This is a genomic window from Amycolatopsis japonica (assembly GCF_000732925.1).
GTDB classification, from domain to species: domain Bacteria; phylum Actinomycetota; class Actinomycetes; order Mycobacteriales; family Pseudonocardiaceae; genus Amycolatopsis; species Amycolatopsis japonica.
In genome coordinates this window covers 7,563,577-7,577,470 of the sequence record NZ_CP008953.1, presented here as the reverse complement: position 1 = coordinate 7,577,470, position 13,894 = coordinate 7,563,577, and the positions used below count along the sequence as shown (strand labels likewise).

General features: G+C 67.1%; 14 protein-coding genes. 8 read left to right on the top strand and 6 right to left on the bottom strand.

Features of this window, described 5'->3' with window-relative positions; all coding sequences use genetic code 11:
• Window positions 1–17: 17 nt before the first annotated feature.
• Window positions 18–875 (top strand): hypothetical protein, encoded by an 858-nt coding sequence (locus AJAP_RS44180; protein WP_038519469.1) that lies wholly within the window; start codon window positions 18–20, stop codon window positions 873–875.
• On the opposite strand, the gene AJAP_RS34880 is transcribed toward AJAP_RS44180, so the two are convergent.
• Entirely contained in the window at window positions 869–1,369 is a 501-nt protein-coding gene (locus AJAP_RS34880; RefSeq protein ID WP_038519467.1) for a cupin domain-containing protein, read from the bottom strand. The two genes, AJAP_RS44180 and AJAP_RS34880, sit on opposite strands and share 7 nt — an antisense overlap.
• 65 nt (window positions 1,370–1,434) lie before the next feature.
• Between AJAP_RS34880 and AJAP_RS34875 the strand changes: the two genes are divergently transcribed.
• Window positions 1,435–1,938 (top strand): MarR family winged helix-turn-helix transcriptional regulator, encoded by a 504-nt coding sequence (locus AJAP_RS34875; RefSeq protein ID WP_038519464.1) that lies wholly within the window; start codon window positions 1,435–1,437, stop codon window positions 1,936–1,938.
• A 56-nt stretch (window positions 1,939–1,994) separates the two neighbouring features.
• On the opposite strand, the gene AJAP_RS34870 is transcribed toward AJAP_RS34875, so the two are convergent.
• On the bottom strand, window positions 1,995–2,882 hold the full coding sequence (locus AJAP_RS34870) for a glycoside hydrolase family 19 protein (RefSeq protein ID WP_038519463.1): 888 nt from the start codon (window positions 2,880–2,882) through the stop codon (window positions 1,995–1,997).
• A gap of 401 nt (window positions 2,883–3,283) precedes the next feature.
• On the opposite strand from AJAP_RS34870, the gene AJAP_RS34865 reads away from it, so the two are divergent.
• A complete protein-coding gene (locus AJAP_RS34865) occupies window positions 3,284–3,613 on the top strand; it encodes a hypothetical protein (RefSeq protein WP_038519461.1) in 330 nt (109 codons plus the stop codon).
• A 423-nt stretch (window positions 3,614–4,036) separates the two neighbouring features.
• Here AJAP_RS34865 and AJAP_RS34860 read toward each other — a convergent pair whose 3' ends face one another.
• The gene (locus AJAP_RS34860) at window positions 4,037–4,783 is read right to left on the bottom strand and encodes a S1 family peptidase (RefSeq protein WP_038519458.1); all 747 of its coding nucleotides are present in this window, start codon (window positions 4,781–4,783) and stop codon (window positions 4,037–4,039) included.
• A 163-nt stretch (window positions 4,784–4,946) separates the two neighbouring features.
• Between AJAP_RS34860 and trpS the strand changes: the two genes are divergently transcribed.
• On the top strand, window positions 4,947–5,966 hold the full coding sequence (gene trpS, locus AJAP_RS34855; protein WP_038519455.1) for a tryptophan--tRNA ligase: 1,020 nt from the start codon (window positions 4,947–4,949) through the stop codon (window positions 5,964–5,966).
• A gap of 41 nt (window positions 5,967–6,007) precedes the next feature.
• Entirely contained in the window at window positions 6,008–7,030 is a 1,023-nt protein-coding gene (locus tag AJAP_RS34850) for a YhjD/YihY/BrkB family envelope integrity protein (RefSeq protein WP_038519453.1), read from the top strand.
• A 235-nt stretch (window positions 7,031–7,265) separates the two neighbouring features.
• Here the strand turns inward: AJAP_RS34850 and AJAP_RS34845 are convergent, their stop codons facing one another.
• Window positions 7,266–8,504, bottom strand: a complete 1,239-nt coding sequence (locus AJAP_RS34845; protein WP_038519450.1) for a D-alanyl-D-alanine carboxypeptidase family protein — start codon at window positions 8,502–8,504, stop codon at window positions 7,266–7,268.
• 43 nt (window positions 8,505–8,547) lie between these two features.
• Here AJAP_RS34845 and AJAP_RS34840 point away from each other — a divergent pair, with 43 nt between their 5' ends.
• Window positions 8,548–8,802: an SCO4848 family membrane protein gene (locus AJAP_RS34840; RefSeq protein ID WP_125732324.1), complete on the top strand. Its 255-nt coding sequence runs from the start codon at window positions 8,548–8,550 to the stop codon at window positions 8,800–8,802.
• Window positions 8,803–8,880: 78 nt separating this feature from the next.
• Entirely contained in the window at window positions 8,881–10,293 is a 1,413-nt protein-coding gene (locus tag AJAP_RS34835) for a S8 family peptidase (RefSeq protein WP_038519448.1), read from the top strand.
• A 179-nt stretch (window positions 10,294–10,472) separates the two neighbouring features.
• Here AJAP_RS34835 and AJAP_RS34830 read toward each other — a convergent pair whose 3' ends face one another.
• Complete coding sequence (locus AJAP_RS34830; RefSeq protein WP_038519445.1) at window positions 10,473–11,390, bottom strand: hypothetical protein; 918 nt, start codon at window positions 11,388–11,390, stop codon at window positions 10,473–10,475.
• A gap of 161 nt (window positions 11,391–11,551) precedes the next feature.
• Here AJAP_RS34830 and AJAP_RS34825 point away from each other — a divergent pair, with 161 nt between their 5' ends.
• On the top strand, window positions 11,552–12,781 hold the full coding sequence (locus tag AJAP_RS34825) for a M14 family zinc carboxypeptidase (RefSeq protein WP_228694720.1): 1,230 nt from the start codon (window positions 11,552–11,554) through the stop codon (window positions 12,779–12,781).
• A 62-nt stretch (window positions 12,782–12,843) separates the two neighbouring features.
• Here AJAP_RS34825 and AJAP_RS34820 read toward each other — a convergent pair whose 3' ends face one another.
• Window positions 12,844–13,812 (bottom strand): hypothetical protein, encoded by a 969-nt coding sequence (locus AJAP_RS34820; RefSeq protein ID WP_148311617.1) that lies wholly within the window; start codon window positions 13,810–13,812, stop codon window positions 12,844–12,846.
• Window positions 13,813–13,894: the final 82 nt, after the last annotated feature.

The following is a 13,894-nucleotide window of genomic DNA, read 5'->3' as shown; positions in this document are numbered from 1 at the left end:
GAGATCCGGGGGTTGCGATGGAGACGAACGAAGCCAGGCGTGTCGAGGCGACCAACGCCGAGCGCTACGCGATGTCCAGCCAGTACGGGTGGGAGTTCAGCCCGGACGCGCCGAACCTGCTGGAGCGCTGGACGGTCCTGCCGTTCAACCAGCGCGGCGACAAGCGGATGGCGTTCGGCGCCCTGAGCGGCGCGTACAACGGGCTTCGCTTCAGCGTCTTCGACTATCACCGCCGCCCGACGGTCACGAGCGTGCACACGCGGTGGACCAACAAGAAGGTCAACGAGCTCGACACGATCTCGATCGACACGGTCTGGGTCGTCACCCTGCCCGCGCCGATGCCGAACTTCCAGATCGTGTCGAGTATCGAGTCCGCCTGGGACGTCGATCAGTACCCGGAGCCCGCCACCGCGGACCGGAAGTTCAACCGCTGGTACAAGCTGATCGACACCGACCCGAACGTCGCGGTCGGCGTGCTCACGCCGCAGGTCGCCGCCACGATGCGGTCGTCGAAACTGCACACCTGGTCGCTGGTGGGCGCGGAACTGGTCTACGTCGAGAATCCGACCTTCGGCCGGACCAAACCGGACGACGTGCTCTCCACGCTCGGGAGGCTCGCGCAACTGGTGTCGCTGCTGCCGTTCCATCTCGGCGGCGGTGGGCAGCCCGCCGCGCCGCCTCCGCCGCAGCCTTACCATCCGCAACAGCCGTACCCGCCGCAGAACCCCGGGTATCCGCCGCAGTACCCGCCCCCGCCGCAATACGGTCAGCCGCCGTATCCGCCGCAATATCCGGGACACCCGCCGCAGCACTATCCGCCACAGCAGTACCCACCGCAGTATCCGCCGCCGGGATACCCGCCGCGCGGTTACTGACGGGACTTCGCGCTCTCCGTCCACACTGGACTTTCGACGAAGTGGTTGTCGAATTTTTCCTGGCTGTCCAAGAGATCCTGGACGGTCGCCTCGCCGTGCCCGACCTTCTCCAGTAGCCGGAAGTAGTCGAACCGTTCGACGCCGGGAATGAACACGATCAGGACGTCCGCCGCCGAGTCCACGGCCGCACGGAACGCGTGTGTGGTCAGCGGCGGCACGACGAGCATGTCGCCTTCGGAAACGGTCACGATCTCTTCTCCCACAAGGACTTCCAGCTTTCCGCCGAGCATGAAGAACATCTCGGACGAGCCGGTGTGGTAGTGCGGTGCCGCGCCGTTGGCGCCCACGCCCAGCCGAGTTCTCGCGCTGCTCATGACTCCGCCCGTGGTCGAGACGTCGGCGAGCAACGTGACGAGGGTGGGGGCCGCGCCGACGGTCTCGGCTTCGGCGGCGCGGACGAGGACGGGTTCGCGGGTTTCGATGCGCTGTGTCATGGACACGATAGTTCCACTTCTGATAGTTCGCTGTCAAACTATCTCCCGTCGAATAGACTGCGTTCGTGAGTGAACAACGAAGCTCGGACGCGATCGACGCCGTCGTCGACGCCTGGCACCGCGAGCGACCGGAACTGGACTTGACCGCGATCGGGGTCGCCGGCCGCCTCGGTCGCGTCACGATGCTGACCACGCCGATGGTCGAGGCCGTCTTCGCGAAACACGGCTTGAAGCAGGGGGAGTTCGACGTGCTCGCGGCGCTCAGGCGCTCCGGGAAGCCGTACACGCTGATCCCGTCCGAGCTGTCCGCGACCCTGATGATGTCCAGGGCCGGGATGACCAGCCGGATCGACAGGCTCGAGTCGGCGGGGCTGGTCGAGCGGGCGCTCGATCCCGAAGACCGGCGCAGCTTCCGGGTCACGTTGACCGAGCGCGGCTTCGAGGTCGTCGACGCCGCGATGACCGAGCACACGGCGAACGTCGCGAAGCTGCTCTCGCCGCTGGGTGAGGATCTCGGCGTCCTCGACGCTTCGCTGCGTCGGCTGCTGGCGTCCCTCGACGAAAACTGAAGGGGCCCTTCGCCGCGTGGCATGCGGCGAAGGGCCCCTTCAGCTCCCTGGGCGGATCAGCAGTACAGGTTGCCTCCGGGGTCGACGCCGAGGATGCCCGTGAACTGCTGGTACTTGCTCACGCGGCTCTGCACCTGGGCGGGGTTGCCGCCGTTGCACTCGATGCTCCCGTTGATGCTGCGGATCGTCTCGCCGAAGCCGCGGCTGTTGACCATCGCGTTGTGCGGGGTCATCGTGCCGGGACCGTTCTGGGTCATCCAGTACCAGATGCCGGTCTTCCAGGCGACCGCCGCGTCGTTCTGCACCAGCCACGGGTTGGTCAGCAGCGGCAGGCCCAGCGCGTCGCCGGCGGCCTTGTAGTTGAAGTTCCAGCTGAGCTGGATCGGGCCGCGGCCGTAGTACGCGGCGTTGCCGGCGGGGCAGCCGTAGGACTGGCTCGTGTCGCAGTAGTGCGGGTAGTTCGCCTCGTTCTGCTCGACGATGTGGACCAGGCCGCCGGTCTCGTGGCTGACGTTCGCCAGGAAGGCCGCCGCTTCCTGCTTCTTCACGGTGTCGCTGCCCGTGCCCGCGAAGGCGGGGTACGCGCTGAGGGCGGTGACCAGGCCGTTGTAGGTGTAGAAGGGGTTCCGGCTCGGGAACATCTGGTTGAACTGCGCCTCGCTGACCACGAAGCCGGACGGGTTCGGCGGGTTGGTCGTCCCGCCGCCACAGGCGCCTTGATCGGCCCAGACCTGCGCCGTACCTGGGGTTTCGTTCTGCGTCCACCACTTCGCGGACCAGTTGTGCCCGTTGTAGGAGGCGGTGTTGCCGCCCCAGTAGACCGAGCTCGCGTTCCACGGCGCCACGCAGTCCGCGGCGGAGGCGGACTGGGTCGGGACGACGACGGCGACCGTGGTGGCGGCGAAGGTGGCGGCGACCGCCGCGAGAATACGTCGAAGAGACATCGGTGGCTCCTTCGTACGAGGGGACCATGCAGGGAGATATTGGTCTATACCTTTTAAGGGGTATGGCCAACAGGTATAGACCATTGCGCACAAGAAACCAACCGGGGAAAGTCGGATCGTGCCTGTTCGGCCGCGTGCGACAACCGAATGGCCTAACCCCTGTCCGGTTTTGTCAGAAACCGATTGCCCGTATGACAACTCTGAGGCGAGGGGTGCTCGAAACATCCCCCCTGTGAGGGGCTAGTCTCGGGCCCCGAGTTGATCAGAACCCACAGGTCTTGACACGCTCGGTAGTTTTTTGACCAGCAACCTGGAAATGCTCACTCGTTCGGGTTAGCGTTCCGGTTCGGCAATGTCACGTCACGGGAGGCACTCCGGTGCGGAACCCAGTTCATCTCCTGATGCGATCGTCCGTGCCCGCGGCCCGGGCCGCGGCGGTCATCGCGATCCCGGTCGCGTTGCTCGTCGCGGGCGCCGTTCCGGCGTCGGCCGCGGAGTCGGCGTCACGTTCGGAGATGGCGTTCGGCCTGTTGGGCCCGGTCGGCCTGATCGCCGTCGCACTCGGCATCGTCGGCATGGCCTTCGGTGTGTTCCGTCAGCGCCGGAAGGCCCGCGCGGCCGCCGTCGCCCCCGCTCCCGTCGCCCCGCCGCAGCCCGCCGCCCCGCATGTGGCCGCGATGGCCGAGGCCGTGCTCGCGGACGACGCCCTCACTCGCCAGCAGCGCCCCTGACCTGCTTTTCCCCGCTTCGGATCGCGTTTAGCCCGCGAAACGCAGGTCGGCGGATTTCTTGGGTAGGTACACCTAGTCCCGCCCGGATTGTTTAGCCGCCCGCTGATCGCCACGCTCGGGTCCATGACGGTGACGCGGCGTCGCAGCCGGCCCGGTGACCCCTTCCCCCGCGCCCTGGACCGGGCGATCACGGAAAGCGGCCTCGGGCTCGACCGGATCCGGCACCGGCTCGCCCAGCAGGGAGTCCGGATCAGTGTCGCGACCTTGAGCTACTGGCGGACAGGAAGAAGCCGCCCCGAGCGGTGCGACTCCCTGAAGGCGGTCGCGCTGCTGGAGCGGCTCTTCGAACTACCGCACGGTTCCTTGCTGAACCGGCTGGGCCCGCGTCGCCCCCGGGGGCGGTGGGGCGACGCGGGGACCGGGTCAGACGCCGGAGTTGGTGCGGATCCAGTTGCGGAAGTAGGGGACGTCCACGTAGATCGACGGCCCGGTCGCGCAGGTGCTGCTGTTGTTCCCGGCGCGGCTGGTGGCGCCGACCAGCTGCCAGACACCGCTGACCTGCTTCACCTGCGGGCCGCCCGAGTCGCCGTAGCAGGCGCCCGAGTTGCCGTTGGGGTTGTTGGTGCAGATCTCGCTGGCGCCGTTGATGCCGCTGCACCGGGTGTCGGCGACGATCGAGGTGTTCAGCTCCTGGAGGTTGATCGGGGCGCCACAACCACCGCGGACGGGGCAGGTCTGGCCCCAGCCGATGATCCGCGTCGCGGTGCCAACGGCCCCGGACGAAGCGGCGATCGTGACCGGCGCCTGCGACACCGCCGTCGAGAGACGCAGCAGCGCCAGGTCGGCGCTCGGGTGGGCGATGCGCTGGGCGACGCGGGCGACGGAACCGCCGCTGGTGCGGTTCGTGGTGCCGACCCGCACCTGGTACGGCGTGCCACAGTGCGCCGCGGTGACCACCCAGGTCGAGCTGATCAGTGAGCCACCACACTGGTGGCTGCCGGAGCTCGACTGCTGGGACACCATGAACGAGTAGACCTGGGTCGCGTTGCCGCCGCCGACGATGTTCGGCTGGACGCCTCCGGTGGGCTCGGCCGCCGCCGCGACGCCGGAAAGCGAGAAGACGGCCGCAGCCGCCATGGCCAAGCCCATCAGCAGGGATCGTGCCTTCATCTGGGTTCTCCTTCGGTGTGGCCGGAAGATCCGGTGCCATGAACGCTAGGAATCGGACACCGCGCCCAGAACCGTCGGAAGTATGTGGCGTTTAACCGTTTAGCCCGTTCGGCCGGGCCGAGGCCGGATGACCCGCCGCGGCGTGGCCTGACAGAATCCGGGCGTGTCCGACGAACAGAAGCGCCCGCGCGTGCTCTCCGGGATCCAGCCGACCGCCGACTCGTTCCACCTGGGCAACTACCTGGGTGCGCTGCGGCAGTGGGTGCGGCTGCAGGACACCCACGACACCTTCTACATGGTCGTCGACCTGCACGCGATCACCGTCGAGCAGGACCCGAAGGTGCTGCGCGAGCGCACGCGCCGCTCGGCCGCGCAGTTGCTGGCCCTCGGGGTCGACCCCGCCCGCAGCGCGCTGTTCGTCCAGAGCCAGGTGCCCGAGCACGCCCAGCTGAGCTGGGTGCTGGAGTGCCAGACCGGGTTCGGCGAGGCGAGCCGGATGACGCAGTTCAAGGACAAGGCCGCGAAGCAGGGCACGGATCGCGCCAGCGTCGGCCTGTTCACGTACCCGGTCCTGCAGGCCGCGGACATCCTGCTGTACCAGGCGAACGAGGTCCCCGTCGGCGAGGACCAGCGGCAGCACCTGGAGCTGACGCGCAACCTCGCTCAGCGGTTCAACAACCGCTACGGCAAGACGTTCACCGTGCCGGAGCCGCATATCGTCAAGGACACGGCGAAGATCTACGACCTGCAGGACCCGACCGCGAAGATGAGCAAGTCCTCGTCGACCGGCAACGGCCTCATCGAGCTGCTCGAAGACCCGAAGAAGTCGGCGAAGAAGGTGCGCTCGGCGGTCACCGACACCGGCCGCGAGATCGTCTTCGACGCCGAGAACAAGCCGGGTGTCTCGAACCTGCTGACGATCCTGTCCGCCCTGACCGACCAGCCGGTCGCCGAACTCCAGAACGCCTACGAGGGCAAGGGCTACGGCGACCTGAAGAAGGGCGTCGGCGAGGCGTTCGTCGAGTGGGTCACGCCGGTGCAGGAGCGCGTCCGGTCCTACCTGGACGACGTCGCCGAACTCGACAAGGCCTTGGCGCTCGGTGCGGAACGGGCCAGGGAGGTCGCTTCGGTGACCTTGCGGAACGTCTACGAGAACATCGGGTTCCTTCCCCCGGCAGGCTGATTCGCGCTGCGCGGCCGCGGCCGTGTGGTTAGCGTTTCAAGGTGGCGAAAGATGACGGCGCGAAGCCGGAAGAGGACAAGCTGTTACCGCGCCTGAGGCGGAAGTACGGCTGGCTCGATCACCTCATCCGGGCCAATGACGCCTTCACCGAGCGCTACGGCAACCACTACGCGGCCGCCATCACCTACTTCAGCGTGCTTTCGGTGATCCCGATCTTGATGGTCGCCTTCGCGATCGTCGGGATCGTGCTCAAGGGCGACACCGCGGTGACGAACCAGCTCGTCGACGGCATCACGAAGTCCGTACCGGACGGGCTACGGGGTCTCGTCGGCGAGATCATCGGCGCGGCGCTGAAATCCGGTGGTGGCATCGGGGTGTTCGGTCTGCTGCTCGCCCTCTACTCGGGCGTCGGCTGGATGTCGAACCTGCGCGACGCGCTGACCGCCCAATGGGGGCAGGAAAAGCAGAAGCTTCCGCTGGTTTCGACCACCATCAAGGACCTGCTGTCCCTCGTCGGGCTCGGCCTCGCGCTGGTGGTCTCGTTCGGCCTCACCGCGGCGGGCAGCGGCGTCGGGCGGTTCCTGCTCGAACTGGTCGGCCTCGAGAACCAGGGCTGGGCCGTGTTCCTGCTGAAGGTCGCGACGATCCTGCTCGGCCTCCTCGCGAACACCCTGGTGTTCCTGTGGGTCATCGCGAGGCTGCCTCGTGAGCACGTCGCGCTGCGCAGCGCGGTCAAGGGCGCGATCTTCGCCGCCGTCGGGTTCATCGTGCTCCAGCAGGCCGCGACCGTTTACCTCGGCAGCGTCACGAAATCACCGGCGTTCACGCTGTTCGGCCCGGTGATCGGTCTGCTCGTGTTCGCGAACCTCGTGTCGCGGTTCCTGCTGTTCGTCACCGCGTGGACGGCGACGGCGAAGGAGAACCAGCAGACGGTCGTCGAGCCGCCGGCCCCGGTGCTGATCCACCCGAGGGTGACCGTGCAGCAGGGGCCGGGGCTCGGCGCCGTCGGCGGGGCTTTCGCGACCGGTGCCCTGTTGGGCTGGTTCGGCCGCCGGAAGTCCTGACCTACCGGCCGGGCTCCTGCGTGACCGGAGCCGCCTGTGCCTGCGCGGCCTTCTTGGTGCGGATGGTAGTCCTCGGCTCACATCAGCAGGATGAACCGACGGTCGGTGTAGGTCGGCGCGACCGAGCCGAAACCGAGCAGGACGAACAAGAACGCGTGTCTCCGTATGGAGAAGGCACCTCGGAAATGAGTACTTGAAATCGCCGTCGCTGTCCGCCGATTTCGTTTTCCGCGGTCTACTCGCCCGCCATGGCCTTTTTCCGCTGGTGACCGACGACGAACGACGCCACGATGATCAGGAACACGACCAGCGTGATGATCCAGCCCGTCACGCCGAACGGGTCTTCGGCCGCGGCCGCGGCGCCGCTGTTCGACGCTCCGTCCCCGTTCGGTGTGGCGTTGGCCGGGTCCGCGTTCGCGGTCTCCGGTGACCGGTATTCGATACGCCCCACCGATTCGGCCTTGGCCTCGCGCAGCGCGATGCCGTAGTCGAGGAGTTTCGCCGCCTGCTCGACGACCCGCGTCGGGCGCTGCTCGGCGCGAAGCATCACGACCCCGATCCGGTGCCCGTTCTGGACCGCGCTGCCCGCGTAGGTGTGGCGCGCGTCGTCGGTGAAACCGGTCTTCCCGCCGGTGAACCCGGGGTAGCTGCCGAGGAGTTTGTTGTCGTTGTAGATCGTGATGAGCGGCTTTCCCGCGGTGGGCGGGATTTCGAAGCTCTTGGTCTTGACCACCTTGGCGAATTCGGGCTTCTTCATCGCGTAGTGGAAGATCAGGCTCATGTCGTAGGCCGAGGTCGACATACCGGGGCCGTCGAGCCCGGACGGCGTCGCGGCCCGGGTGTCCGTGGCGCCGATGCGGGTGGCCAGCGCGTTCATCTTCGCGACGGTCGCGTCCACCCCGCCGAGCACGGTGGAGAGCGCGTGCGCCGCGTCGTTGCCCGAATGCATCAGCAGCCCGTGCAGCAGCTGGTCCACTGTGTACTGACCGCCCGCGGCGATGCCCATGCAGGTGCACTCCTGCTCGGCGTCTTCCTTGGTCGGCACGATGCTCTTGTTCGGCGGGAGTTCGGTGACCACGACCAGCCCGAGCAGCACCTTGATCAGCGACGCCGGCCGTTGACGGGCGTGCGGGTCCTTAGCCGCGATGATGTCGCCGTTGTCGAGGTCCTGCAGCACCCACGACGCGGAGGTGTTCCCCTCGGGCGGGTTCAGCGCGCGCTTCGGGAGCACGAGCCCGCATTCGGCCATCCGGTCGCCGCCCACCGGGACCGGTGGGACCGGCAACGGCTCCGGCGCGGCCTCGCCGGGACGCGGCTTCTCGGAAGTGTCGATGGGCGGGGGAGGCGTCGTCTTGTTCGCGCACGGCTGCGCCTGGGCTGGTGGCTTCGGGGCGGCTGTGGCCACCGGCGTCACCGCGAGGGCGAGCACACCGGAAACGAGGACCAGGAGCGACCGGGAGATAGCGCTGTGCACCCGAGCAATGTAGCGTCGCCGGGCCCGCTGCATACTCAGGGGCATGCGCATTTCGCGAGGTACTTCGATGTTCCTGCTGGGTTTCGGCGTCTGGTCGTGGATCATCTGGATCACGTTCGCCAAGAACCTCTGGGACAGTGACCGCGCCTGGGCCGCGGACGGCTCGCCCACCGCCTACTTCATCGTGCACGCGGTGCTGACGGTGGTCTCGTTCGTGCTCGGCACCATCATCGGCGTCATCGGTCTGCGCACGCTTCGTGGCGCCAAGTCACGGGACGCGGAAAAGGCTGACGCCTGATCCGGTTTGTCGTCCTTTTGACGGTGGTGGCCCGCCTTCGGCTCGCTTACGTTCACTCCACCGAATCATGGAGGTGGAATGTCCCGGATCAGACGCCTGCTCGTCCCCGCGCTCGTCGCGGCGGCGGCGGGAAGCGTGTTCGCGGCCCCGTCGGCGAGCGCCGCGCCCGCGCCGCAGTGCGACACCGCGAGCGCGCCGTTCAACTACGTGGTGCTCTACAACCCGCGTACCCCGGAGCGCAAGGTCGACAGCGAGCTGCGCGCCAAGTGCGGCGAGAAGGTCGCGTACTACCCGGAGATCGGGGTCGCGGTGGCGACCTCGCGCAACGCCGACTTCCAGGCGAAGATCGGCGTCTTCCGCGCCTACTCGGGCGGCCGTGACGTCGCGTTCCCGCCGGCGGCCACCGCCCGCGCGACCCGCTCCGCCGTGGTCGACACCAAGGAGAACGAAGAGACCACCAGCGTCGCGGTCGAAGAGGACCTGTCGGCCCAGCAGTGGGACATGCGGGCGATCCAGGCTCCCGAGGCGAACAAGATCTCCGGTGGCAGCAGCTCGGTGACCGTCGGCGTGCTGGACTCGGGCATCGAGCCCACCCACCCCGCGCTGAAGGCGGCCCTCGACCCGAACGTGTCGGCAGGCTGCAACAGCGGCGCGCCCGACACCACGCCCGCCGCCTGGGCGCCCACGAACTCCGACCACGGCACGCACGTCGCCGGCACGATCGCGGGCAAGGACGCGTCGCGCGGCTTCACGGGTGTCGCGCCCGGCGTCAAGCTCGCGTCGGTGAAGGTCGTGAACGACGACGGCCTGATCCTCCCCGAGGCCGCGGTGTGCGGGTTCATGTGGGCGGCGAAGCACCGCTTCCCGGTCACGAACAACAGCTACTACATCGACCCGGGCATGTTCTACTGCGCGAAGGAGCCGGGCGACGCGGCCGCGTTCGAGGCCGTCCGCCGCGCGGTGACCTACTCGACGGGCCGTGGCGTGCTGAACGTCGCCGCCGCCGGCAACAGCGGCTTCGACCCGGACGAGCAGACCACCGACCCGAACCGCCCGCACCCGGTCGACGAGAGCTGCGGCATCCTGCCCAAGGCCATCGACGGCGTCGTCAACGTCTCGGCCATCGGCTACGCGGGCACGAAGTCGTCGTACAGCAACTACGGCGACGACGTTTCGGTCACCGCCCCCGGTGGCGACCGCGCCCAGCTGCCGCCCGCCGGCCAGGGTGTCGGTTGCCCGCTGTCGACGATCTTCAACGGCGGCTACGGCGCCAAGTGCGGTACTTCGATGGCGTCCCCGCACGCCGCCGGTGTCGCCGCGCTGCTGGCTTCCCGCTACCGCCACGCTCCGCCGCGGCTGCTGACCTGGCTGCTGGAGCACCAGGCGGACGAGGTTCCCTGCGGCACCGCGGCGCCGGTCTGTGAAGGCCCGGCGAAGGACAACTCGTACTACGGGCACGGCCGCGTCAACGCCCTGGACGCGGTGAAGTAATTTCACACAGAAGTGATGGACCACGAGAAGCGCTGCTCAAGAGTTCAGGTGTATCGTGGGCGACCCAGATGGATATACTCGAATGGAATTCACAATGAGCGGCGGTTCCGAAACGGGCGGTAACTGACCACCCGAGGTCTTCGGCAGAGGCCGGGAAGCTGATGCTTCCCGGCCTCTGCTCATCCGTTGCGGGTGTAGTCCGCGATGAAGCCCATCTGTTGATTCATCTCCGGGCGGGTCGCGGAAAACTCCACGATCACGTCCCTGCCCTGAGTCTCTTTCTTGAAATTTCGCGCGCCTTGGTTTCGCACGGTGAAAAGTGACGGATTCCGGATGTTCCGGAACACGACTCGATGAGTGAAGCTGCTGACCTCCTTGTCGAAAACCACGTCGAAGGCCTCCGGTGCCGCACCACTCATGAGGTCGGCGGAGTATTTCGGCCAGAACCACTCGACGGTGACCAGGTCGCCGTCCTGGACAAATGTTCCGAGGTGGACATAGACGTCCAGGCGAGGCTTCCCGTTCCGAGCGGTCTTCCATGTCGACGTCGCGTTGGCGCGCGTGCGTTCCGCCGAGTTTTCGGCTCCCGCGTGAAACGCTTTGCAGACGACCTTGCGTCTGGCCCTGTCGGTGAGCGGGCCGGCTCCGTAATACACCAGATTGATCGAGACATACCGGGGCTTTCCGTTGGCCGCGGCGTCAAGGATCAACGTGCGTTGGCAGTATGCGTCACCGTTGTCTTCGATGATCACGTCCTGTCGCCACTCCTTGACGACGATCGGTGATTCCGTGTGCATGGCGTCCGCGTAGCCGTGCAGAATGTTCTCCGCGTTGGTCAGTTTGTTCCGCTGTTTCTGGCCGCCGGCGAACGAGACCAACGCGGCGACGACGAACAGGAAGGCCGCCGCTGTCGCGAACGTCGTCCGCAGCCAGGCGATGCCGAGCACTTGTCCGAGTAGCCCCGCCGTTCCCAACATGGCCACCGCGCTGCCGAAAACGCGGATGTACCCGTAGCGATAGACCAGTTCTTCGATCTCCGCGATCAAGGGCAGCAGTCGTTGGGACAGAATCTTGCGCAGCTCCGAACCAGCACCCATCGCCTCGCCGCCCCTCGGTCACCCGGCTTGGTGACTCTCCAGGCTATCTCAGTCACACACCGTTTCCAACGGTCTTCTTGGCGGCGAAGCACCTTTCGCCGGATTCGCGACCGGTGCGTTCTCGCTACGTTGTGAACACCTTCGACAGTGGGGAGTTCACGATGTCGGTGTTCGGTCGGTTGGTTCCCGTGGTAGTCGGGCTGGCGATGCTCCCGCTGGTCAGCACGCCCGCGGCGGCGGCTCCGGTGGCGCCTTGCAGCGAGGAACCGCGGGAGCTGCCCATCAACGAGTTCACCGACTACCGCGAAATGGTGCGGGAACTCGGCAGGCTTGAGCGCGTGAGCAAGGGGCGCGTAGCGGTCAAGGAGGTCGGGCGGTCCAACCGCGGCCGGGTGATCCATCAAGCGACCGTCGGGACCGGCCCGAAGGTCTTCGTGGTCTCCAGCGAGATCCACGGGAACGAGAAGACCGGCACCGACGCCCTGCTCCGGATCCTGGACTACCTGGGCACCTCCGAGTCGCGGGACGCCGAGCGGCTGCGGAAGACCATCACCTTCGTCGCGGTGCCGAAACTGAACCCGGACGGCGCCGAACTCGACCGGCGGGGCAACGACCTCTCGTGGGCCGAGGTGCAGCGGAAGTTCCCCCAGCTGAAGGACCGGCCGCCTGCCTGGAACTATCTCAGCGACGTCCTCCAGGGCGACGACTACCGGAAGCGGCCCGGGTTCGACGTCAACCGCGACTTCAATCCGGACCTGAACTACGTCCCGCGCGCGGAGGACTTCCCGGGCGCACCGGATCAGCCGGGCTGGTTCATCACGCCCGAGGCGCGGGCTTTGCGGTCGGTGTACATGGAGCTGACCGCCCGGCGCGGGAAGGTGCCTGACGTCTACGTCGATCTGCACCATCAAGGCGCGTGCGTCCGCCAGGAAGGCAGCAACCGGCTCCTCGACGTCGGCATCGACTACCCGCCGCTGCCGGACAAGTTCTTCGAGCCCGGCCAGAAATACGCGAAGTACCGCGATGTGTACACAAAGGACGAATCGCGGCAGCTGGCGATCAGTGGCTTCAACGGGATGACGTCGCGTGGGTTCGTCGGGGCGCGGTATCCGCATGGCGCGGATCGTGACCTGCCCGGGCAGGCGCGGTGTTCGTTCGCGTTGAACGGGACGGGGACGGTGCTGTTCGAGGTGCGCGGGCAGACGCAGACGCTCGGGCAGCAACACCGGGAACACTTCACGCGCGCGGTGATGGCGGGGCTGTACAACATGCTGCGGGATGTGAGCACGGGCGCTGTGGACCGCATCGATCCGGAGTCCTTCGACCTGCTTCCCGGCACTGCCGACTCGGCCGCCGACCATCACTCGCTGGACGCTCGCATCCTTGAGTAGCGGCTGTCCGTGAAGGCCTCCTTGAGGGACCCAGAGTCCCTCAAGGAGGCCTTCACGGACGATCAAGCCGCACGAGAGATCAGACCGACAGGTGGGCGCGGGCGTGCGGCGGCGGCGAGGCGAGCCGCTTCCAGTTCGGCCAGAACTCCGGCGGGATCTGTCAGCAAGCGGGAAGGCAAGGTCTGTACGACGACTATCCCGGCGGCCGCGTAGCGCGTATTGCGCATGACAGTGCGCCTGTAGTCCTCGCGGTGGAAATGGAAGTCGAACGAGTCGATCTCCCACGCGAGTGCGATGTCGTCCCACCAAGCATCAGGACGACCGATGTAGCCGCCGCGGCTGTCGCAGATCTCCGGGTTCCAGTGGCTCGGCTGAACGAGGAGACTGCGACTCAAGATCTTGGCTCGTGCTTCCGCGATCGAGTAGAGATCCTGCCACTCACCGAGAATTCTGCGCGGGATCGCGGTGCCTCGTTTGGAACCCTTGTTCAGTTCGTAGGCCAGCGCCTCAGGCGAACACCGGCCATGCTGGATGGCTTCGACGAGAAGGCGCCCGACGGGTTCGACCGTCCGCAGGCGTCGGCAAGCGTCCGTGGTCGCACGGACGAGCGGAGCGAGGGGAACGCCTTGGTGGGTTCGGGCTTCAGGCAGACGATGGGTTCGCTCGACGGTCACGAATTCAGCGCTGCGGACTTTGTGTTCATGCGGAATGAGAACGTGAACGTCCTTGTCCGGAGGTAGCTCACGGGGACGAAGCCCGTGTCGGCGACAAGCCTCCACGCCGGTCACGAGTGCGCGAGGACCCGCATGCAAGAGCGCGCCGATCACCCGTTCGTCGATGGTCGGGGGCGCCTGGTGCAGCAGAATGATCCCTGGTAGCAGGCGTTGCCATGGACCGCCGGGTAGGCATCTTCGATAGATGACCTTGCTGCTCATGTCGAGCGACTCCAAGGTCGTCGCCTTGATGACGCCGTGCCGGCTCCGCTGCTGGAGCAGTTCGGGGTGCTCAGCCCATCTGCCGCGTTTGTTCATGACCACAGAGTGGGCCGGTCGGCATCGCGATCACCAGACACACTTCCGCGATCTGTGGATAACCCACCCCTTGTGGATAACT